Source organism: Pseudomonas californiensis (assembly GCF_021147775.1).
GTDB classification, from domain to species: Bacteria; Pseudomonadota; Gammaproteobacteria; order Pseudomonadales; family Pseudomonadaceae; genus Aquipseudomonas; species Aquipseudomonas californiensis.
Genome location: NZ_JAGTPK010000033.1, coordinates 15,271 through 35,805, shown reverse-complemented (window position 1 = coordinate 35,805; position 20,535 = coordinate 15,271). Strand labels below are relative to the sequence as shown.

Below are 20,535 nucleotides of genomic sequence, written 5' to 3'. Positions count from 1 at the left end.
TCTACTCCATGATCTTCACACCGTTCGTTCGAACCACATCAAGATGCGCGTCGGTACGGCCGGTGTTGACGGTGGTTTGGTACAAGTACTGACGCTGCTCGGAGACCTCTCGGCGGAGCTCGCGAAGCTCAGCGACAATTTCTGCGTTATCACCGCTGCCGCCATTGATCATGGCGGCGGTCTGACCGGCGCTGTAGATCCGCGAAGGGCCGGTTACCTCAAGCTCCGGCCCGTTCTCGCCAACGAGGCGCATGCCGCCCGCGTGCAAACCGCCACGCGCAAATGCCGGAATCTCTCCGTTTGCCTTCGCATCCTTGGTGATGGCTGCGACCAGATCGGCATAGTCCAGCGAGCCGCCCTGCAGTAAACCGCCCCAGTACGATGCGCCCGCCGCGTCCACATCACGGCCAAGCACCGACTGATACACCGATTCCAGGAGGGTCGAATTATTGCCCACGGTGTTTGCAGCAGCGGCACCCGACGGGCGCGCGCCGAGAGCGGCGACAACAGCCGCGTTCATGGCGTTGATGGCCTGAGCGACACTCAGAACCGAGTTATCAACACCATTGAGCGCATCGATCTGCGTCTGAGCGAGCTCCAGTTGTTGCTCGAACTGGGACATCTGCGTATCGAACGCCACCTTTGCCTGCTCGATCTGCGCCTGAAGCGCCTTCACGGTCTGCTCGGCACTGGTGAGCTGCTTGCCGTTCACGACATTCAGCTCGGCCACTATGTTCGCGGTACGGCCCTGTTCGCGGTTGAAGTCATCCATGGATGCATACAGGTCCGTAGTGTTACCGCTGACAACGGCCAGTGCTTCGTCGAGGCCGCTGATCGAGGCCAGCGAACCACCTGCCCTCGCGGTGGCCAACGCCGATTGCAAAGTGGCCTGAGCCTGACTGCGCAGCATCTTCGCCGCGTCAGCAGAAGAGCCATTCAAGGACTTCATCGCGGATGCGAGTGAATTGCTGATGCTCGTCAGATCCGAGACCGATTGCTGCGAGGTCTGGACCATGTCGTTAAACGAAGCCACCTGGGCGTTGTACGCCGCAGTCAGCGTTTTCTGCTCGGCGGATATCGCTCGCTCAACGGCGCTCATTGCGGCGGTCACGTTGCTTTCGAGCTTTGCTGTTAGCGTGTCGGCAAGTGCTCTTGTGGCTTCGGCAGCGCTATTCGCTCTGCTCTCCAGAATGTCGTAGGCGCTGGCCGCATCAGCATTGAGGCTCATCAGCGTGTCGTACATCGCTTTGCCGGCTGCTGATGAATCCTTGCTGGCCGCTTCGACCAATTCACGATAGCCCGCCCGAGTTTCAGGAAGGGTGACGCTGACGTCCTTGAATTCCTGAGTTACAGCGGCCAGCGAGCGCGCAGCGTTTTCCGCCTCGCTGTAAAACCCGCTGTAATAGGTGGCCTGGCGCGCTTCGATAATCTTGTAAGCCGCGTCAGCCGCGGTCGACATGTTGAGCACAGTCAGCAACATCTGCCGACCGGACTCCGTGGTTTTATCGATGCCGGATACCATGTCCCGGAAGCCATCGCGGCTGTCAGGCAGGGCAATATTCAGCGCCCCGAATGCCTTTCGCACATCCGAGAGAGCGTCGTTGGCCTGCTCGGTATCGGTGAAAAACGCACTGTAATAAGCGGTACCGGCAGTGTTCAGAGCCTCAATGCCGCCCGCCCACAAGGCGAGCTGCTCGGCCATGTAGCCGCCCTGCACACTGCTTTCGAACAGACCGACGTTCAGGTGAGTGAGTACGCCATTCACGTCCTGAAGGTTTTTGACGAACGTCTGCAGTCCGGCATAACTGAACCCGCTCAGGCCCGCATCCGTTGCGGCCGAGATCGACTGAACCGCCGAGTCACCTACCTGGGCGAAGAAGAAATCCAGCTGTTCCTGAATCCATTCAGGGGTTGATCCGTCCGTGGTGCTGATGTTTCTCCAGGCGACGTTCATGCCGTCCAGCACGTTTTCTCCGAGCTCGACACCAAGTGCACTGAAAAGCGCGCCCGCGTTAAGTACGACGTCATTGAATTGCGCGCCGAGTGGATCTTTGATTTCGGGCGCCAGCTCTCCGTTGATGAACCGGGTTTTGCTGGAACCCGAGATCAAACCGCCTTTTTTCTTTTGTTTGATAAAGCTCTGCGCATCGAAAACACCTGCATCGACACCCAGCGCAATACCTGAATCCTTGGTCTCGTAACCAGAACCGAACAGCTTACTGCCGACCTTGCCCCATACCGCCTGGAACAAGGTGGAGCCGGTCAGGATGGCTGCCATCTTGCCGCCCACTACCTTGCCGAGCATGCCGTCCATTTTTTCGAAGTACTTGGCCGTCAGTGTTGCAGGGAGCATCGCGCCCTTGCCAAATGCCGTACCGCCGCCGCTGTCCCACATGGCATCGGCATCAGGCCGAACGCCAGCGCTGTAAAGCTTGCCGGACTGGTACATGCCCATGATGATTGCCAGCGGCCACATGGCCGCAGCACTGCTGAGCGCTGCACTGATCTGTCCGCCCAGGCTTGCTGCAGTGGCGGCGGCGCCAGCCTCGGCGGCCGCATAGGACGCAGCGGTCATGGTGGTTACGCCGGTACCGAACTGCGCACCAACCGATGCGGCTCCTTGAGTGATGGCCCCGGACAGCACGCCGGCGGTGATGCCTTCGGCCCCGACGATGGCAGCAGCATTGGCTGCAGTAGCACCGGTAAAGGTACCGACCAGGCTGCTGAAGCCGTTGGAAAGAGTGCTGGTGATGCCGCTGAGCATGTTGCTGTAGTAACCGACGCCTCCTTGAACTGCACCGGTAATCCCGCCCGAGGCAAACCCTGATGTGACAGAGGCACCGACACCGGTGATTGCGTTCCAGGCCGAAAGCAGATTTTGTCCGACGCCAGACAGGCCGCTGAATAACCCGCCACCCGAATTTCCGGACGAGGATCCGCCCGCGCTGCCAATCAGCTTGCTCCAGACAGCGCCAAAGCCCTGCCCGTTGTCGGTACCGGTCAGCCAGTTGCTGAACGACGCCAGCAACGGCTTGGTGGTCAACATGTGGGCAATCTCGCCCAGGGTTTGTTTGAAACCCTTCTTGAGGTTGTCCCACAACGATTCGGCGCCGTCGCCGATGTTGGCCCAGGCGTTTGCAAAGACGCTGTCGATACGATCGATGGCGGCTTCGGTCATCTGGCCCCACAGCGTGGCCTTGGAGCGGTTCACCTCGTATTCATTGCCCAGCTTCACCAGTGCATCGCGGTACAACGCTGCGTTTTCCGGGTAAAGCGCCATCGCAGAGTTGAGCGCCTTCTGCTCTTCGGTGTAATCCTTGAGCAGCTTGATCTGAGGGTTCAGGCGGTCGACGATGTCGTTGGCTTTGTTCGCGGCCTCCAGCGCCTTGTTGGCCTCCAGCTGCGCCTTGGTCATCGCGAGCAGCTGCTTGTATTCCTCGCTGCCCACAGCGATGTTCTTTCCGGCCAGTTCTGCCTTTATGGCCTTCTCGACGTTGAACGCCTCGAGCGCGGCAGTACCCTGCAGGGTGGCCTTGGCCTCTTTTTCAAGGTTCTGAACCTCGACTTTCATGTCTGCGATTGTTTTGGCGACGTCGAGCCGATCCTGCGCGTCGTGCTGGGCGTTGATTGCCGCCGTGACCTTATCCCGAGCGCCTGCGCCAGCCTTGAGCAATTCCTCTTCGATTTCCTGCTGGATAGTCAGCGCACGGACGTTGTCGGCACCTTTGAGGTACGCATCGGCCATCGCGCTCGAAGATTTGACGGCGATATCGGCCTTTTTTGTAAACTCCTCGAGAGCCTTGGCCTGTTTCTCGATCAGCTTTTCGCCGTCGCTCTTTTTCTCCTTGTTGGGTGTGGTGCCATCTACAACTTGCTGCATCCGCTCTTCCGCCAGCTGCAGCGCGGTCTTCCTCGGCACAACTCCAGCCTTCGGCGTCTCGACGCCAGGCAGGACCATGCCCCGTCCGGTGATGTCCTGTTTCGGCTGGCTGGCCAGCAGCATGTTCTTGCCAGTCAGGAAGCTCGAGTTGGCAGAGATGTTCGCCGCATCGTTCCAGGTTTGGTTGGCAGCAGCGATAACCCGGCGCAACTCGTTGATCTGTTTGTCTGCGCTTTCTTTCGCAGCCTTGGCAGCGTCGTCATGGGCTTTGGCTTCAGCAACAGCAGCGTCTTCGGCGGCCTGCTGCTTGGTATAGAGCGCGACCAGCTGAGTTTTCAGAACAGCCTGTTCAACCTTGTTGTTTTCTTTTACCGCCGTCTCGTACTTTTTGAGGACGTCAGTCTGCTGAGCAATGACCTTGCCTTGGGCCTTCTGTAGATCAGTCGCGCCCATTTTCGCCAACGCGAGCGCCGTCTCTGCTTCCGCATTCGCGCCAATAAGATCGCGGGTCTCGGTCAGCTTTGTGACGTACTTGTCCCACTCTGCCAACTGAGCCTTGGTTTGCCCGCCCAACGCCTGCGCCGCATTGTTGTTGGCCTGGGCTGCGGTGTTTTTGTCCGTTTCTCCAGTCAGCAGGGACAGAGTCTTCTGCTGCTTCTGAAGCTCGGCACCCAGGTCGGTGACAGCGCCTTGGCTCTCTTCGAGCGCCCTGGCCATCTGTTCGGTAACGCCAGGCATTGTGCGCAGCTGGTCAGCCACCGCCTTCCAGTCAACGACAATTCCCGCCGCCTGATCCTTGGACGCCTTGCGTACCAACGTGAGCGCCGCCTCGGTGTCCGCAGGCATCGTTACAAGCCCAGACATCAGACCTTCGCCGCCAGCAGCACCCATGTTGCGCATGTCGTTTTCAAACTTGTCCGCCATACCTGCGGACATTTGAGCGATCTGCGCCTGCGTTTCCGCGATGCTGTCGCGCAACTCGCGCAACGTCACTGCCTGCGTAGCTCGGTTCAGTTTTTCGAACCGGTCCGTCAGTTGCTCGGTGGGATCGGTCAGATCACCAAGCCGCTTTTTCAGCTCGCCGCTGTTGTCTCCCAAGCTCATGAACGAATAGGCAACAGCGCCCGTCATCGCGATAAGGCCGATAGGACCGGTCATCAGTCTGAGCAGTGCCCCGCCAGCAGCGGATACTGCCGCCATGGAGCGACTCGCAGTGGTCGCGGCCGCCGTTGCCCGCTCTGAGGCTGCGACAGCGGCATTTACTGCCAAGGTGGTTTCGCCCGTAGCGGCAACCGCCGCTGCTCGCTTTTCATAAGCAGCCTGAACCGTTGCAGATGTCGCGACAGTAGTCTGCGCCAGCGCCGCTTCAGACTGACGTACCAAGTTGGCTGTTGCGATTTCTGCTTGCCGCAGTTCAACCATCCGGGCAATGGACTGTTGACGTCCGATATCCGAGATTTGCGCTTTTAGGCGCTGCCCCTCGAGCTGCCTTTCGGCAACAAGCGATGCTTGAACGCTTCGCAAATTACCGATTTCGGACTGCTGACGAATTCTGTCAGACGCCACCTTTTGTTCCGCCGCGAGCACATCGGCTTCGGCACGAACCATAGCGGCCTTCGCATCAGCCTGTTTGGCCTGGGCTGAAGCTACAGCCTGGATCGCCGCTGCGGCGTCCGCCTTCAACTGGGTATTGGTCGCTGCCACAGACATGGCAGTCGCGCCGGCCTGCTTGATGGCTGCAGCAGTGGCGGCAGCGAAGCCAACAATCATTTGGCCAGTCGCCACAGCCAGGCGCGCGCCGATGATCACGGCCAAGGTCTCAGCCACTCGGGTGACCCGGGTGAGCGTCTCTTCCACAGCTGCAGAGTCTTTCGTGAACATGTCGATCTTCTTCGACATGTCGACAATCACTCCCGCCACCCGCGCGCTCGCATTGCCCGCCTGATCCAGGCGACCAATAAGCTGGGTGTAGGAGTTACCCATTGCGGTGATGCTGTTGCCGATCGTGACGGAGGTTTTCGCGTAGAGATCTTCAACGGCTTTCTGCTGGCTTTGCAGAGCTTTGACTACGGCATCGGCCGTGAGCTTGCCTTCAGCACCCAGTGTGCGCAGCTCGCCCACCGTCTTGCCCATGCCCGCAGCAATAGCCTGGGCCAGCGCTGGGGCCTGTTCCATGACACTGTTGAGCTCTTCGCCGCGCAGTACGCCGGAAGCGAATGCCTGGCCAAGCTGGATCAAGGCAGCATTGGCAGATGATGCCGACGCGCCAGAGATCGCCATCGTCTTGCTGATCGTGCCAACGATGCCCGCAACGCCCTCACCGGTCAAAGCCAGTTCTCTCTGGTTCGTCGCGATCCGCTGGTACAACTCGGCTGTTGCCGTCAGCGGCTGGTAGGAACTCTGAGCGATGGAAAACACCGCTTTCTGTGCAGCATTGAATTCAACAGCGCTCGACGTGACCAGTCGCAGACGGCTCGCAATGGTCGCGTAGGCATCAGCCTGTCTGATCAGCGAACTGATGCTCATCCCGCCCAGAGCCGAAGCCATCGCGTTCCGGACCATGTTGCCCGCAGAAGAGGCGGACTGCCCCGCACGAGTAAACGCCGAGTCAACCGTCATGAGCTGCCGATCTATGCGCCCAGAAACCTGTGCAACTGTCGCATCAGCGCGAGCCATCTCCTGGCGCAGCTGTGCTGTTGTGGCCTCAAGGCGTATCAGCATTCCCTGGACTTCTTGACCTGACATTCACTTTTCTCCAGGCGAAAAAAAACCGGCTCAGTGGCCGGTTTCTGCTGCCCGATATAACCGGGCGATTTTATTTAGGAAGACTTAAATTGGCGGCGGAGTTTTCCCGCACGATGGGCAAACTATGCTTCCAACTTTCATATATTCGCCACACTTCAAACACAACAAAAGGCTGGGATCACTGGCGCGAACATCTGGATCCTGTGGCCGCTCCACCGCCGCGAGCGCTTCGCGGGCCTGTTCTTTCTGGGATGCTTTAAGCTGCTCTGCGGCCCGTGCGTCTTGAGCCTCTTGCAGGCAGCGCTTATTGAACTCAATGTTCTTCTTGCGCAATTCCGAGCCGTAATCTTTCGGCCGATTTAGCAGGTGATAAACCGGAACAAACAGGATGGCAACAGCTAACGCCACGACACCCACAGTTACGATGAATACCCCGTAGACCGCAGCGAGTGCCGCTACAACCCCAATAAGCCATGGCGCCAGGATGAAGATAATCACCAGAAGTAGGACAATTATCATGAGCGATCACCGCAACCAGTCATCATTCCTTTGAACATCGGATTCCAAAACATTGCTCTACCCTCTAGGACTTTCGGGAGGGTAGCAAAACACTTGCCACTCTTGCTACGCAGCATCTGCCTTGCGACCGAGAGCGGCAGCCCGGAACCCCATGCGGACCTCCTGACCGACCGACTCCTTGGTCTTCGGCTTCTCACCGGAGCCAAATGGGTTGGTGTTGCGCAAGAATTCGATCTTTGCGTCCCACGCCATCAGGATTTCCGGCACCGGGGTTATCCAGGCCTCGCTGGGTGGCCAGCCCAGCCAGCCGGTGGCCATGCCGAACAGCTCGTCGACATAGCTGCCGTTGCCGTCTCGTTTTACTTTTTTGGCTTAGCCTTTGCCGCTTCGGCTTCGGCTTCTGCAGCAGCCTGTTGGTCAGCGGCATGGGCAGCGGGATTGAGCATCGCGCTCAAGTACTCGATCAGCGGCGGGGTCACGCTGATGATGCCGCTGTTGTAGATCTCTTCTTCCAGCTCTTCCATGGCAGAAGGCTTCAGCGCTAGGCCAGCGCCAGCAACGATCACTTGAGTTGCGGCATGCAGGCTGAACTTCTGGACTTCATGCATCGCCGGAAAGATGCCACCGAATGTTTTTTCGATGCGTTTAACTGCCTTCAGGTTGAACGCCAGGGTGTACAGCTCAGTGCCGACTTGAACGTCAACGGTGCCGTGGTCAGTCTTGGACATGGTTCATTCTCTTTTAGGTAAAAGGCGGAAGAAATGCCTCGAATTCGAGGCATCTGGTATTGCGAAACGCAGTTACGCGGCTGGAGCCTGCACGTCGTAGATTGCGGAGTTGATGCCGATCGTGACGTTGCGCTTGATCACGTCTTCGGCACCGCCGACGCCTTTTTTGTTGCTCATGACCTTGGCGGCGAAGTAGTCAACGGCGCCATCCAGGTATTCAACCTTGAACGGGTAGTCGAAACGGTTGCGGTCTTTTTGCGCAGCGACCAGAGCCAACTGACCTGCATCGCTGGAGTCCAGGCCGATACCCAGATCAACGGAACCGGCATCGTCGAGACCTTTCAAGTGGCGGGTGCGGGAATCGGCCAGCGCGGCGAAGGTCACATCACCGGTTTCGTCACCGTAATCGCCGATGTTTTCCACCTCACCCACGGCGACGTAGGTCAGGCCGGAAAGAAGCGTGATGGCGGCGGCCGACGTTTTGGGCAAATCTGCGGTCAGGCGTGGGCCAATCGAGATTCGTGTGCCGGCGGCGGTTGTAACAGACATAAGTAGTCCTCCAAGGGACATTGGATAAAGCCGCAGCGCGGCGGTGGTTCAGCGGTAAATCAGTGTTGCGTGATAATCCGGAGCGTCACAGCGCCCATGTAGGTCACTCCGTCAGGCTCACGACTGGTGTCGGTGCGCAGGACGCGCACCGATACGGCAGTGCCTGTGCTCAGAGGCAGCGGCACCTCGTCAAGCGCGGCGGCGATTTCACTATTGATGCGTTTAACTTCGGACTGGCCTTTGTGATCGCTCCACACCGACAGGTACAGAAGGCGCTCTTCCCGCTTGCGCCCGGTGATAGGCGTGGTGTTATTGACGAACTCTGAATCGATCACGACATAGGGCTTGGTGGCCGCTTTCGGCACCGCGTCGTAAGTCGGACAGGAAACCTCAGCGGTCAGTCGCGCCAATAGCGCAGCCTGGAGCGGTAAAGTTGGGTCGCTCATTTGGCCTCCGCAGCCTTGCGAAGCGTCGAGGCGATCGCACGGGAGATCAGGTCAATGATCTGGTCCCTGTTCAGGTCGTAAGACGGGCGCAACCATGGGTGTGCAGGCCGAGCTGCGACCACGCCGTCACCCCTTTTATATGCCTTGGTTCCGTATTCCAAAAATCTGCCGTAGAAGAACGTTCGGTTGTCCTTTTTGCCTCGGATGCCGATCTGCGCATCAAGACCGCTTTTCGAGACAAACGCCTCAAGTGCCCCCTCAACATCGCCGGTATCACGAGGAATCAGACCCTGTTGCGTGGCAAGCACCAGGGTCGCAGCCTGAACCATTGCTGGGCGCAGGTCGCTTTCCATCTGGTTCCCGATCCTTCGCAAAACACCGCGCAGCTTGAAGTCGCCTTGCACGCTCGATCGCCTGGCCATCGTCAGGCCTTTTTGCCGGGTGCTTTCGGTTTGGGAGCGCCAGCTTCGACGACAACCTCGACGACGGCTTGTCGCTCGATCAGATCGGCGCCGGTTGCAGCGTCGACAATGAATTCTTCGCCGGGCAATTTGCTGCCCATCGGCCCCGAGATTCGGGACAGTGCTCGTACTTTCATGATTTACACCTCAGGGATATGGAACGCTGGAGCACACAAGCCGTAGCATGGAGCGCTCGTTGTCAGGAAGTGCCGCCTCGATCAAGTAAGTGGCGCCGGAATGAACGACCCTCATCTGCGCCACTAGGTCAGGCGCATAACGAACGCGAATCTCGGCAGTGACCAAATTCACCACTTGGTCGGCAACGACCTTGATGCGCCCGGTGGGAGTGGTGATTTCAGCCCAGACCTCGCGAAGCTCAACCCACGCTTCTGAATAGCCTCCATAGCCGTCATCGACCTCCCGCCAGGCCTGAACAGTGCAGCGGTGGCGCAGTGGTCCGGCTCTCATGTCAAACCCCCATATTTGCGCGGTAAGGCATGAGTAAGAAGGTGGAACCCATCGGCATCTGAGTGACACTGACTCCGGTGGCCACGTCTTCGCGGTTCGCGTAAAGGTGTCCAGCCAGCAGAAGACAGGCGGCAGTAATCGACGGGTTTACCACCATTGGATAATCGCCGACCGTTTCCGCCTCCACTGCCGCATCCAGTGCTGCCTGATCGGGATAGACGCTGCGACCCATGAAGCGCACAGCACTGTCTTCGGCCGCATCCAGGTAAAGCTGGACCAGGCGTCTGTCGGCCTCCTCCGCCCGGACATGCAGCATTGCGTCTTCGATATCGATCAGGCTCATTATTTGTTCTCGGGTGCGCCCTTCAGGGATTTGTTCGAGGCTTTGGGCTCGGCCTTCTTCTCGACCAAGACGCCCAATTCCACCAGGCGTTTGGCTTCATTCGGATCCAGCTCACGGTCTTCGCCAGGCATGTACATACGGTCGCCAAGATGCTGACGGTCGACGGTATAAACGGTTTTCTGACTCATGATTCACCTCATGGGGGCCGGATTAACCCGGCCCCTTTTGATCAGACGGCTGGAACAACGTTGCCGTAGATGAAGGCTTCAGGGCGATACACAGCCAGGGCAAGACGCTCCTCTGCCAGGATGGTTACCAGGTTTTTAACGAAGTCATCTTCGTTCTCGGTAGCCACTTCAACGCGAGCCATCCAGCGGTCGAACAGCTGGGCACCCATGCGGAAGGCGCCGGTCAGGAACTTGCCCGAGGCCATTGCCTGGGTGGACACAACCGGCAGGCCCCACATGGTCGGAGACGCAACGCCTTGTGGCTGGCCGATGATGTAGCGACCCTCGCTATCCTTGGTCAGCTCAATGCGCGCCCAGTCGATGGGGTTCAGTACGTGGCCAGTCGCCGGGAATTCCGCGAGCACCGCCTGAAGCATCGCCAGACGCAGCGTGTCCATGGTGGTCGCACCAGTCAGCGCGAACGGTGCCGCGAACGCCGTTGCCTGAGGCACGATGCCCAGCAGGTTCTGGCCCGTACCGTCGCCGTTCAGCAACTGCTGCTCTTCCTTGTAGGCCAGGCCATAGCGCAGACGGCCGTCAATGTAGCTGGCCAGCATCGGCGCATCCGACAGGATCTGGCGGGAGGCTTTAACGTAGTGCGCGATCACCTTCGCGGTAGTGCTGACCAAGTCGAACTGAATGTCCGACTGCGGCTTTTTCGCCGTTTCAGCAACAGCGGCGGCAGCGTTGGTGAAGCCGGTCTCGCGCGCGTATTCCAGCGCATTGCCATCCATGCGGCCGGGAGTGATCAGGTCGCGAACGGTGAGGCGTCGGTCCGGCTGAGCAACAATGCCAGGCAGACGACTGTTCTGCACCGTAGCGCCTGCAGAGCCAGCAGCGTTCGCGGTTGCCAGGGTGATGGTGGCCTTGAATTGCATGTCAGCTCGGCCGCGCTGGGAGCCCGATTCAGCCAGGCCCTTGAAGTTTTGCGACTCCACGAACTGCTCGCCGAAGCTTTTCTGTTCCTGGCCTTCGTCATCTTCGCCGTGTCGCGCCAGCTTCTGCTCAAGCTCATCAACGCGGGCCTTGAAGCCGTTCATGGTGGTCAGCGCGTGGTCGGCCTGCTCTTTCAGGTCGCCGGTGATCTTCTCGCCTGCCGCCATCTTGCCGGTGATGTCTTCACCGAGCTTCTTGACCTCATCGGTCGCTTTTTTGAATTCGTTGGTCAGTTCAACGAGTTGATTTTCGTCAGCCATGGGAGTGAATCCTTAATTTGATTTCAGAATCGCCAGCGCATCGCTTAGCGTTTTCGCTTCGGTGTCGCCGGACTCACTCCGGAGCAACTTGACTAGGCCACCACTTGCGACGGCAGCCGCCTGGGTCTTCGAAAAGCCTGCCTCGCGCAGGAACTTTTCAAATTCTGGGAGAGTGGGCAGCGCGCCCTCCTCCAGTGCAGATTTCACGGCATCGATCGTTGCCGCTTCGTTCATTGGGAACGTCACGATGCTGACTTCGAAAAGCCGCAGATCCTTGAGGTTTCGAATGCCGGTCGCGCGATCCCGGTCAGCGCCGCGAACGCCATAGCCGATGGACATGCCGTCAAGCGCCCCAGCCTTCATCAGGGCGTGGATCTCGCGAGCCCGCTGCACCTCCTCAACCAGCAGCTTGCCCTCAACGTAGAGGCCTTTTTCATCCTCCCGCAGGGCGGTGTAGACGCCGATTGGCTCGTTCCGGTCGTGATTCCACAGAACCGGCGGCATCCGCTTGCGGCCTTCCCATTCCTTGATGGATTTGGTGAAAGCGCCCGCGTGAACGATGTCGCCACCGCCATCTACGTTGCCGAATACCGATCCGTAGCCAGAAAAAAGGCCGTCATCGCTGACAGCCTTAATTTCAAAATGTAAATCCAGGGTCTTATGAGTCATTTCGGATCCTCGGGAGCCCCGATCTTTTCGATAGTGGTCAGGTTCAGCTGCGCGGTGAGTGCATCTGCGCCTTCAACTGGCGGGAAATCCTCAAGCGCACGAACCTCATTACGGCTCATAACCCCGTTTTGCAGCATCTGGGAGTAGAAGTCGGATCGAGCTGCAGAATCAGCCCGGAGCAGGCCCTCGACCGCGAATTTCGGCCGGTAGAGGCCGCGCTCCTCGGGAAGCAGCAGCTTTTTGGTGATGGCCTGCTCGATCCGCACCAGCGTCGGCCGGAGCGAATAGGTCAAGAACCCCATGTTTGTTTGCTCCAAGCTGGAAGCCCAGCTGGACGCTTTGTTGGTGTGGCCGACAAGTTGAGGAGGCACGCCGAACGCTCGGCAGATTTCCTCAATGCCAAAATATCGAGACTCCAGAAGCTGGGCGTCAATAGGGTTTATGCGAATGCCCTGGGCGGATGCCGGTTCCATGCCCGCTTCGAGAACCATCCATTTGCCTGCGTTCTCCGGCAGGCCAAACGTGGACAACCCTGCTCGCAGTCGATCCCGCTGGTCTTGGGCCAGCGTCGCGGCTCCAGTTTTCAGGAATCCGCCAACTTTCAAACCGTTCTGAAACTCGCGAGTGGCGGCCTTGTTCGCATCCATCAAGCCGCCCAGTGTTTCGGCAGCGAACTGGATCGGAGACAACCCCATCAAACCATCCAGGGTGAATCCCTTCAGGTGGAGAATTTCGTCCTCGGCGTATTCTTTGACGTTTCCGCCCTTGGTGTATTCGTAAACCAGCTTGCCGCTGCTGATGCGGCGAACGCTCATCTTTTCAGGGTTGAGAGGTATCAGTGCCGTAACGCGCCGGCCGATCCAGACGATATGGGAAAACGAATTGCCCCAGAGGTCCAGTGATGCCAGCTGCGACTCCCAGAACTCACTCGCAGTCATGTCGGCATTCGGTGAAGAGTGCAGCAACCGGTACAGCGGGTGCTCTTTGGCGTGCGATTTGTCTTCGGCGCGCAGATGCAGCGGCAATGAAGCGACCGTCTGCGCCCGGAGTCGCACGCACGCCCACACCGCCGACAGCTTCAGCGATGAGTCAGCGCCCACCACCGAACCCGATGGAGTGGTGTGTGATTCGAAAGGCTCGGCCCGCTCGCCATCATCGAGGCGCGTTCTGCCGCTGAAGCGGCTCCAGAACCGCTGCCAGAAGCCAGAATCGTTGAGGTCTGCCATTAGGCGATCACCATATTGTCTAAAAAGTCGTTTACGTCTGGAGCGGCGTCAGCTTCTTTCGCTGCGATGCCCACGGCCATGATTGCGGCGACGATGAGGTCGATCCTGCCGATGGCCTTCTCTTTCGAAGGCTTCCGGTTTTCTGCGTCGTCCGAAGTGGTCACGGCGTTGTTCGCGCACCAGTTCATGACGGGGTTATTCGGGTGAACCAGAGCATCGTTGAGCAGCATTTCTTCGAACCGCTCAACGGCCGGGCTCATTTCTTTGTAACCCTGACCAAAAGGCATCATCGGCGGCAGAGTTATGCCGTCGTCATTCGCCATGGCGATGAGGTCTTCAATGCGCCAGCGGTCATAGGCGACCGCGATAACCTCGAAGAAGCTGCACAGCTTGGAAAGCCGCTGAAGGATGATCCTTTTGCTAATGGCCCTGCCTGGCGTCGTCTCAAGCACGCCACGCGCCACCCATTCGATGTAAGGCACCCGGTCTTGCTCGGCCTTGCGAGCCAAGCCTTCTTCAGGGAGCCATGCAAACGGCACCAGCAACCAGGGTTCACCGTGGGTTCTTGGCTCAACAAGAAATACAAGGCCGGTGAGGTCCTGCGTACTGGCCAAATCAAGCCCTGCGTACGCTCTCCTGCCCCGCAAATCATTCCAGTCAAAGTCCCGAGCAGCACCTTTCCAGATGTCTGTACTGATCCAGGGAGACTCGGCGCCGGTCCACTGGCAGAAATTCAGCCGACGAACCATTGCTTCTTTGCTGGGCATGCCGCGAGCCTCGGTTACCTGCTCTCGCAAGTACTTGATCCCGGGCAGATCGGCATCCTGCAGTGAAGGATTGGATTTGAACCAGCAGCCTTCGTCCTGAATTGGGTCATCACCTTCATCCAGTGAACAGATGAACGAGAAAAACGCATCATCAGTCAGCTCGCCAGCGGAAACCCGGGAGCCGTATTCGTGGTAGCTCCAGCACGGTCCAAGCTTGTTGGATCCGCTGTTGGTGATCATGAAGATCATCGCTTGCTTCCGGCTCTTGGTACCGGCGCGCATCATCTCCACGACTGTGTTGTTTCTGTGTTCGTGAACCTCGTCGATCAGCGCCATGTGCGGGCGCGGGCCGGACTGCCCATCGTCCGAACTGATCGGGCGGAAAAAAGAGCCGGTCTTCAGGTAGGCGAGGTTCCAAATGTTCTGCCCGGTGCCGCTGGTGGTCAGCCGCTTGGAAAGCTCCGGCGACTGCTGGACCATGGCCACCGCATCGCGGAACAGGATCATGGCCTGGTCTTTCTTGGTCGCCGCCGCGTAGATTTCGGCGCGAGCCTCGCCGTCGGCAACCAGGCCGAACAGCGCTACACCTGCCGCCAGCGGCGACTTGCCCGAGCCCTTGCCGGTCTCGACGTAAGCGACCCGGAACCGTCGATAGCCATCCGCTGATTTCCAGCCGAACAGGCTGCCAACGATAAAGCACTGCCAGGGGAGCAGATCGAAGGGCTTGCCTTCGTAGTCACCGCCGTTGAGCTTTAAAACCGTCCGGTAATACCGGATCGCCTTCGTGGCGGCCGCAACATCCCAGACCAGTCCACGTTTTTTTCCGTCTTTTAGATCCTTGAGGTGGCGCGCGCATGCGTTTCGGATGTCCGGGCCAGCGATTCTGGAGCCGCTGTTGACCTCGGTCGCGTATTGGGTTGCTCGGTCCTCAACCGAAGAACTCCGCGAACTGGTCTTCTTCTGGGTCATCGTCTTTTATTTGAACCTTAGAGCGGGCGGCCGGGGTCAAGCCGAACTCGACCAGGTAGCCCTTGAAGCGTCGATCAGCGTCGGCAAGCATGGATACAGCGGGGTTGGCCTTGATGACCGTTCCACCCTGGGTGCTGGTCGTTTCATAGGTCCGGCCATCCTGCTCGACGAGTTCTCGCAGTTCGAGGATGTCGGCGTAGCAGTCGCATAGCCGCTCCAGGGCGAATGCATCGGCCTCAGTCAGCACGCCCATGCGATCCAGCAACACGGTGAGCCGACCCCAGGCAACTTTGCCGTCGTCAGTCAGGTGATCTGGTGGACTCGGGATAGACCGTGCTGGCTTGGGCTCTTTTTTATTGAGGGCGCGCTTCCCCGGGTTCCCTTTTACGAGCTTCAGCGTCGTGGGAGTGGGTCGTCGTCCTGCCATGATTTCATTCCGAAAAAAAACTATTCATTTCGCGGTCGCGCAAGAAAAGGGCGGGAGTCGATTTCCGGCATCGAGAGCTCTGAACTCTTGACCCGCCCTCCCCGTATTTTCCAACGCCCCGAAATGGTGCGGCCCGGATGGGAATATCTCGCATTCATGCCCGCATCTTTGAACGTGGCCCGAACTTGCCTCTTGGCTCGAACACGGCACGCTCAGCAGGCCATCCCTTGTCCAGCCGAAGCCGGATAGCGTTACGGCTAATCCCGGCAATCGCAGCCCATTCGTTGATGGTGTGAGTGCGGTCACCGATCTTGATGCCTGTCTGTCGGCGATGGTACAGCCTGATCTTCCAGCGCCCTCTCGCCTGATTACAGGACGGGCAGCTCGCAACCAGGTTGGAGATGTCATTGTTCTGCTTGTCGTCATCTACATGGTCGACATGCATGGTTTCCCAAGTCACTGGGCGCTGGCACCAATGGCAGTCGAAGGGACCGGCACCGTGATGCTCGTAGTACACAACGCGGTGCTGATAGACCCGAGGATGATTTCCTCTCGAAAGCGGGTGGTCTGGTGCGTAGTTCAGCAAGTAGCCGTGACTGTGCTCCAACGTCTCTGGGATCACGCGAAGCTCGGCTGTCGGCTTGACCGTGTTCGATAGTGTCACTGTCCGCAGCGAGGTCATACCTGTGCGGCGCTGTCGGTAATAATGCGCCTCGCACATGACAGAAGCTATCCGTGTGGCTGGCTTGCAACACCCATGCACCGAACACTCTGCGTAAGTTCGGGATGCTCGATTCTGGCTATCACCAGCAATGCGGCAGATGTCGCCGCAGTACTTGGTTGCCCTGCCTCGTCCATCCTGGTGTTTCATAGCAACGCCGCACCCGGCGCATCTGTCGAATACGCCGGTCATGGCTGCTCCTATTACCTGTCTGGTCTTTCAGTTCTCTACGGGGTAGCCGTCTGGGCCGATTTGGATCTTGAGGCGATACCCAAGGTCGGTGGCGGTCTTGCGTTCGTGACAGCCGGGGATCTTTCCGTCTGGGCTGACACACAGGATTTGGCAATTCGCCTCGGTGTCTTCACCGTCCTTAAACAGTGGCACCTTGTGGTCCAGCTCGAAGCCCGACGGGAAGGCAGTCAGCCTTCGGCACATCGCGCAGCATGGGTCTTTCGTCCAGACGCTTAGTCGGCGCTTCTGTAGCGCTCTGCCGGTAATGCGCTTGGTGCCGTCGTAATACTTGGACTTCGAACTGAATGTCCTTTTGTCCGCGGCCATCACTTGCCCTCAAGACGAACCATCTGGCCGTCTACTGCAAATTCAACTCTCAAGACGGCGAGTGAGTCGGGCTCTTGAATCAGCTCGACACGAAGCTGGCCGCCAAGAATCTCGCCACTGAATGCATCGTGCAGGCAAACGTGCAGGCCGTTCTGCTTCAGGATTAACGGACGCGAGGACAGTAGGTAGGACAGGCGTGACTGATCAGTATTTCTCATAAGGCACCACGCGTAGGATTTCAAAAGTCCGTGTTCTGGGTTCTGTGCTTAACTCCCAGTGGACTGCCAATACGGACAGTCAGAAAAAAGTGGAATATTTATGCGATTTAGGGTTTTAGGATTCATTAAAAAGAACACGTCAGTTCTCAGATATCTCGTCTTAGATACAAAGCGGCCCTATCCTTTAAACAAACATGGCGACTTCAAGATCCGGCTAGAAGCTGACTGTGAATGCGCTGTCTTCAACGCCGCTTACCCAAGTTGAACATTTTATGGAGCAGGTTTACCTGCTCTGGCTACGGACGATCTGAGCGTCCACCTGATCTGCACACGTATCGAGCAGCTTGATGGCCTGATTCTTCAGCTCCCAGAGCTGCCCGTTGTCGGCAAGATCTTCATCCTCAACCCGTTCACAAGGCACAAGCTCTGGCGCTTCAATTCTGAGAGCGCTGACCTTTGTCACTACCGGCGGCTTTGCCGCGCAGGCCGTCAGGCAAAGGCTGAGCAGCCCAATCGCGAACAGGCTTGCTGTTTCGTTTGAGAGTTTCAAAGTCTTTCCTCGCCTGTTTGGCTTTGTCTTCACTTACCTTGATGCGCTTGGCCAGGTCCGCTGTATATGCGGCGTTGCGCTTTGCTTCGGCTTGCAGTGTGGTGATGGTCGCCTGGCTCTCTGTGTTGGCAGCGATGGCGTCTGCCTTGCTCTTGGTCTCCAGGGTCAGATCACCTTGCAGGCCAACATATCGGTACTGCTGAAAGCCGATCAGCAGTACCGCAACCAGACCAACGATGAATGCAACAGCGAACGCCTTCATAGTGAGTCCGCCTTCCTGCCAATGAACCGGGTAACCATCTCGCGAATCGCGGTCACACCGAGGAATCCAATACTGCCGCCGGCTGCCACTGACAGACTCGGTGGCCATTCCATCCACTCAATCACGCTTGAAGCAACGAGGCTGAGCGCGCCGCAGATCAGGGCTTCAAGAATGATCCGGCTCTTGCTGGTCTCTTTCGCGTCGTACAACACACGAAGGAACGAGATGAGGACCGCCATAATCGCGCCCTGCCAAAGTGGATTCGAAAGAGCGACCCAGAGCGCAGCCCATGTATCTGGCTTTTCAGGCATGTTCGGCATCCGGTGTCCTCCCTTTCTGGGAGTGAATTAGATCGGCCCACACAGCACTCCCAGCTTGGAGCAATGGGTGTGGTAGAGCCGAAAACGAAAAAGCCCCGGCAAATGCCGAGGCTCGAAATGGGTGCAGAGGGCCGGTGCTTATTCCGGCTTAATGGGCTGGATCGCCGGGTCACTTACCCCAGCCTCTCATCGCGTAGTCAATCAGGGAGCGCACGGCTTTGATCAACGCCACTACCGACTTAGCGCAGCGGCCTGCGCATGTCATCTGCATAAAATGCGTGTCTTCCCACGCTGCCCGCCAGTGCTGCCCCAGTGAGTAACGGAGCGGGGGCACACTGGCTGCCGGTGTTCTTTCGTAACGCGTGACGACCGGTAATACCGCGTTCAGGCTCACCCTAAGGTCCATCCTGACTATGGTCTTCAGCAAAATCGAAACAAAACAAAAGTGTTGTATTATAACAAAAATGTTGTATGCTGGACTCATCCAAACAACGAGGCGAGGTGATGAAGTTCAGCGAGTTCAGAAGATGGTTGAAGGCCCAAGGGGTGACCTTCGAAGCAGGCAAAGGAAGCCACTTCAAAGTCACCGCCCCAAACGGAAACAGGAGCACTTTCGCGGATCACGGTAGTAAGGAAATGCCAGAACCGACCCGCAAAGCGATCATTAAACAACTGGGGCTCTGAGAGCCCCTTCACCACATCTGAATGCTGGAAGATCATCTCCAAGGAGTGACCATGTACAACTATGCAATCCGGTTCGAGCAAGACAGTGACTCGGGGCTAGCCGTCTTCTGCCGAGATCTCCCGCAGCTGAACAGCTATGGCGATGACGTCGAGCATGCGATGCGTGAAGCCGTCGACGCTATTGAGACAACGCTGTCGATCTATGTGGATGAGCGTCGGGCAATCCCTGAAGCCACACCACCTCTGGATGGCGAGCGGGTCGTGTATCTGCCCGCTGTGACCGTGGCGAAGATCGTGCTATGGAACACCATGATGGAACGAGATATGCGCAAGGCTGACTTGCGCCGCCTCCTGGGTGTGCACCAGGTGCAAGGTGATCGGTTGGTCGACTTCCTGCACACGTCCAAGATGGAACAGATCGAGGCGGCTTTGAGTGCCTTGGGCAAGCGTCTGGCTGTTTCGGTAGAGGCCGCCTAATTTTTTTTTGGCCGAATAATGTACGGGGATTCAGAATCCCCGTACATCCGAGCGCGTCGCGGCAAGCCGATGGTGCCGCTTCAAACCTTGCACCCTCCGCTTACAAGGCGGACGCTCCGGCCTGCGGAGCTATTGCGGCTGAATGAAAAGCCCAGCGCTGGGCTGGGCTCATCAGCAGTGATTCAGTTACCGAGCAGTTGACCGGCTGTGATGCCAGTACAAATAAGCAAGGCCGATCGGCGCGATGATGATCGACGTTACCCAGCACATGGTCATTGTCATGACCTTAATTCCAAGCATCAGAAAAGCGTTCATGAAGAACACGTTTCGGCCCATGATGAACTCGACCACGCTCTCGTAAACAAAGCGGGCATATGGGTACAGCAGGGTGTTAACCACCACCAGCGCGATATCGCCAGGATACTCATACAGCCCAAGTGGCCTCTTCGAAACGGTCCACAGCATGAAGGCGGAAATCAGCACTCCGAACACAAAATGGCGACCGTAGTAGCTGGCGTCTAGACCTCCAAATGTCTTGGCAAAAAACGACTGCATAGATCCCTCTAAGGTTTGATTTTGACGGCGCAAACCATACCAGTTTCGCCGCTTTCCTCAAAGGGACTCGGGGATAGCGCACCGCCGAGCGTCACCTACACAGAAACAAAAAGCCCAGCTCGGTGGCTGGGCTTCCGAATGTACAATCAAGGATTCGGCGATGAATCCGAGGGAGTATTACTTTGGCTTTTCCGAGCGGCCTTCTCAGCCTGCTTCTTGCGATCGACGGCTATCGATTGAGCCTGTTCCTTCGTCTGGTGTGGCGGGACGTCCCCGTTATCTAAATGATGCTGAAGATGGTGCAGAAAACCTTTCGCCAACTCTTCCGAGGGAAATACGCCATGTATTCGATCGCCATGGAAGACGACCCATACAAAGCCATCTTTTAGGTCGTACCTCTTTCCATAGCTCGCCCAAGGCTCAGCCAAATCATCAACATGAAGCTTTGAAATATGCAAACTAGACATGCCACCTCCTCAGAATATCCCGAGCCAATAGAATGCTTGAGTCGAGCAGGAATGGACATAAAAAAGCCCAGCTCAATGGCCGGGCTTCTCTTTTGTCTGGTCG

At 57.9% G+C, this 20,535-nt stretch carries 26 protein-coding genes; 2 read left to right on the top strand and 24 right to left on the bottom strand.

Translation table 11 applies throughout. The features are described from left to right. Position 1: 1 nt before the first annotated feature. The 22 genes from KDX37_RS23365 to KDX37_RS23260 all read right to left on the bottom strand — a co-directional run bounded on the left by KDX37_RS23365 (position 2) and on the right by KDX37_RS23260 (position 18,249). Positions 2-6,625, bottom strand: a complete 6,624-nt coding sequence (locus KDX37_RS23365; protein ID WP_231655388.1) for a tape measure protein — start codon at positions 6,623-6,625, stop codon at positions 2-4. Between the two features lie 84 nt (positions 6,626-6,709). Next, entirely contained in the window at positions 6,710-7,144 is a 435-nt protein-coding gene (locus tag KDX37_RS23360) for a hypothetical protein (protein ID WP_231655387.1), read from the bottom strand. A gap of 105 nt (positions 7,145-7,249) precedes the next feature. Further along, positions 7,250-7,462, bottom strand: a complete 213-nt coding sequence (locus KDX37_RS23355; RefSeq protein WP_231655386.1) for a hypothetical protein — start codon at positions 7,460-7,462, stop codon at positions 7,250-7,252. A 41-nt stretch (positions 7,463-7,503) separates the two neighbouring features. Beyond that, complete coding sequence (locus KDX37_RS23350; RefSeq protein WP_231655385.1) at positions 7,504-7,872, bottom strand: hypothetical protein; 369 nt, start codon at positions 7,870-7,872, stop codon at positions 7,504-7,506. A gap of 72 nt (positions 7,873-7,944) precedes the next feature. Further along, positions 7,945-8,421, bottom strand: coding sequence for a phage tail tube protein (locus tag KDX37_RS23345; protein ID WP_231655384.1), 477 nt, complete (start codon positions 8,419-8,421; stop codon positions 7,945-7,947). A gap of 59 nt (positions 8,422-8,480) precedes the next feature. Next, positions 8,481-8,867: a DUF3168 domain-containing protein gene (locus tag KDX37_RS23340; RefSeq protein ID WP_231655383.1), complete on the bottom strand. Its 387-nt coding sequence runs from the start codon at positions 8,865-8,867 to the stop codon at positions 8,481-8,483. After that, positions 8,864-9,289 carry an HK97-gp10 family putative phage morphogenesis protein gene (locus KDX37_RS23335; RefSeq protein WP_231655382.1) on the bottom strand — a complete coding sequence of 142 codons (426 nt, stop codon included), beginning with the start codon at positions 9,287-9,289 and terminating at the stop codon, positions 8,864-8,866. The genes KDX37_RS23340 and KDX37_RS23335 overlap by 4 nt, the downstream gene beginning before the upstream one ends. A 2-nt stretch (positions 9,290-9,291) precedes the next feature. After that, the gene (locus KDX37_RS23330) at positions 9,292-9,465 is read right to left on the bottom strand and encodes a hypothetical protein (RefSeq protein ID WP_231655381.1); all 174 of its coding nucleotides are present in this window, start codon (positions 9,463-9,465) and stop codon (positions 9,292-9,294) included. A 10-nt stretch (positions 9,466-9,475) separates the two neighbouring features. Further along, on the bottom strand, positions 9,476-9,796 hold the full coding sequence (locus tag KDX37_RS23325; RefSeq protein ID WP_231655380.1) for a phage head closure protein: 321 nt from the start codon (positions 9,794-9,796) through the stop codon (positions 9,476-9,478). A 1-nt stretch (position 9,797) separates the two neighbouring features. Beyond that, positions 9,798-10,139: a head-tail connector protein gene (locus KDX37_RS23320; RefSeq protein ID WP_231655379.1), complete on the bottom strand. Its 342-nt coding sequence runs from the start codon at positions 10,137-10,139 to the stop codon at positions 9,798-9,800. After that, positions 10,139-10,327 (bottom strand): hypothetical protein, encoded by a 189-nt coding sequence (locus KDX37_RS23315; protein ID WP_231655378.1) that lies wholly within the window; start codon positions 10,325-10,327, stop codon positions 10,139-10,141. The genes KDX37_RS23320 and KDX37_RS23315 overlap by 1 nt, the downstream gene beginning before the upstream one ends. 41 nt (positions 10,328-10,368) lie before the next feature. Further along, entirely contained in the window at positions 10,369-11,562 is a 1,194-nt protein-coding gene (locus KDX37_RS23310; RefSeq protein ID WP_231655377.1) for a phage major capsid protein, read from the bottom strand. A 12-nt stretch (positions 11,563-11,574) separates the two neighbouring features. After that, positions 11,575-12,231 carry an HK97 family phage prohead protease gene (locus KDX37_RS23305; protein ID WP_231655376.1) on the bottom strand — a complete coding sequence of 219 codons (657 nt, stop codon included), beginning with the start codon at positions 12,229-12,231 and terminating at the stop codon, positions 11,575-11,577. Continuing rightward, positions 12,228-13,457, bottom strand: coding sequence for a phage portal protein (locus KDX37_RS23300; protein ID WP_231655375.1), 1,230 nt, complete (start codon positions 13,455-13,457; stop codon positions 12,228-12,230). Before KDX37_RS23300 ends, KDX37_RS23305 begins: the two co-directional genes overlap by 4 nt. Then, positions 13,457-15,193 (bottom strand): terminase large subunit, encoded by a 1,737-nt coding sequence (locus KDX37_RS23295; protein ID WP_231655374.1) that lies wholly within the window; start codon positions 15,191-15,193, stop codon positions 13,457-13,459. Before KDX37_RS23295 ends, KDX37_RS23300 begins: the two co-directional genes overlap by 1 nt. Continuing rightward, positions 15,153-15,461 (bottom strand): phage terminase small subunit P27 family, encoded by a 309-nt coding sequence (locus KDX37_RS23290; RefSeq protein WP_231655373.1) that lies wholly within the window; start codon positions 15,459-15,461, stop codon positions 15,153-15,155. The genes KDX37_RS23295 and KDX37_RS23290 overlap by 41 nt, the downstream gene beginning before the upstream one ends. Before the next feature lie 313 nt (positions 15,462-15,774). Further along, complete coding sequence (locus tag KDX37_RS23285; RefSeq protein ID WP_231655372.1) at positions 15,775-16,341, bottom strand: HNH endonuclease; 567 nt, start codon at positions 16,339-16,341, stop codon at positions 15,775-15,777. A 219-nt stretch (positions 16,342-16,560) separates the two neighbouring features. Beyond that, entirely contained in the window at positions 16,561-16,776 is a 216-nt protein-coding gene (locus KDX37_RS23280; RefSeq protein ID WP_231655411.1) for an HNH endonuclease, read from the bottom strand. A 122-nt stretch (positions 16,777-16,898) separates the two neighbouring features. Continuing rightward, positions 16,899-17,117, bottom strand: coding sequence for a hypothetical protein (locus KDX37_RS23275; RefSeq protein ID WP_231655371.1), 219 nt, complete (start codon positions 17,115-17,117; stop codon positions 16,899-16,901). A gap of 283 nt (positions 17,118-17,400) precedes the next feature. Continuing rightward, positions 17,401-17,580, bottom strand: coding sequence for a hypothetical protein (locus KDX37_RS23270; RefSeq protein WP_231655370.1), 180 nt, complete (start codon positions 17,578-17,580; stop codon positions 17,401-17,403). Continuing rightward, entirely contained in the window at positions 17,552-17,929 is a 378-nt protein-coding gene (locus KDX37_RS23265) for a hypothetical protein (protein WP_231655369.1), read from the bottom strand. The genes KDX37_RS23270 and KDX37_RS23265 overlap by 29 nt, the downstream gene beginning before the upstream one ends. After that, positions 17,926-18,249: a phage holin, lambda family gene (locus tag KDX37_RS23260; protein WP_231655368.1), complete on the bottom strand. Its 324-nt coding sequence runs from the start codon at positions 18,247-18,249 to the stop codon at positions 17,926-17,928. The genes KDX37_RS23265 and KDX37_RS23260 overlap by 4 nt, the downstream gene beginning before the upstream one ends. A gap of 504 nt (positions 18,250-18,753) precedes the next feature. On the opposite strand from KDX37_RS23260, the gene KDX37_RS23255 reads away from it, so the two are divergent. Together KDX37_RS23255 and KDX37_RS23250 are read left to right on the top strand one after the other, a co-directional pair. Then, the gene (locus KDX37_RS23255; protein WP_231655367.1) at positions 18,754-18,933 is read left to right on the top strand and encodes a type II toxin-antitoxin system HicA family toxin; all 180 of its coding nucleotides are present in this window, start codon (positions 18,754-18,756) and stop codon (positions 18,931-18,933) included. 51 nt (positions 18,934-18,984) lie between these two features. Next, the gene (locus tag KDX37_RS23250) at positions 18,985-19,410 is read left to right on the top strand and encodes a type II toxin-antitoxin system HicB family antitoxin (protein ID WP_231655366.1); all 426 of its coding nucleotides are present in this window, start codon (positions 18,985-18,987) and stop codon (positions 19,408-19,410) included. Positions 19,411-19,596: 186 nt separating this feature from the next. Here the strand turns inward: KDX37_RS23250 and KDX37_RS23245 are convergent, their stop codons facing one another. Further along, entirely contained in the window at positions 19,597-19,965 is a 369-nt protein-coding gene (locus KDX37_RS23245) for a hypothetical protein (RefSeq protein WP_231655365.1), read from the bottom strand. Positions 19,966-20,111: 146 nt separating this feature from the next. After that, positions 20,112-20,432 carry a hypothetical protein gene (locus KDX37_RS23240; RefSeq protein WP_231655364.1) on the bottom strand — a complete coding sequence of 107 codons (321 nt, stop codon included), beginning with the start codon at positions 20,430-20,432 and terminating at the stop codon, positions 20,112-20,114. Positions 20,433-20,535 lie beyond the last annotated feature (103 nt).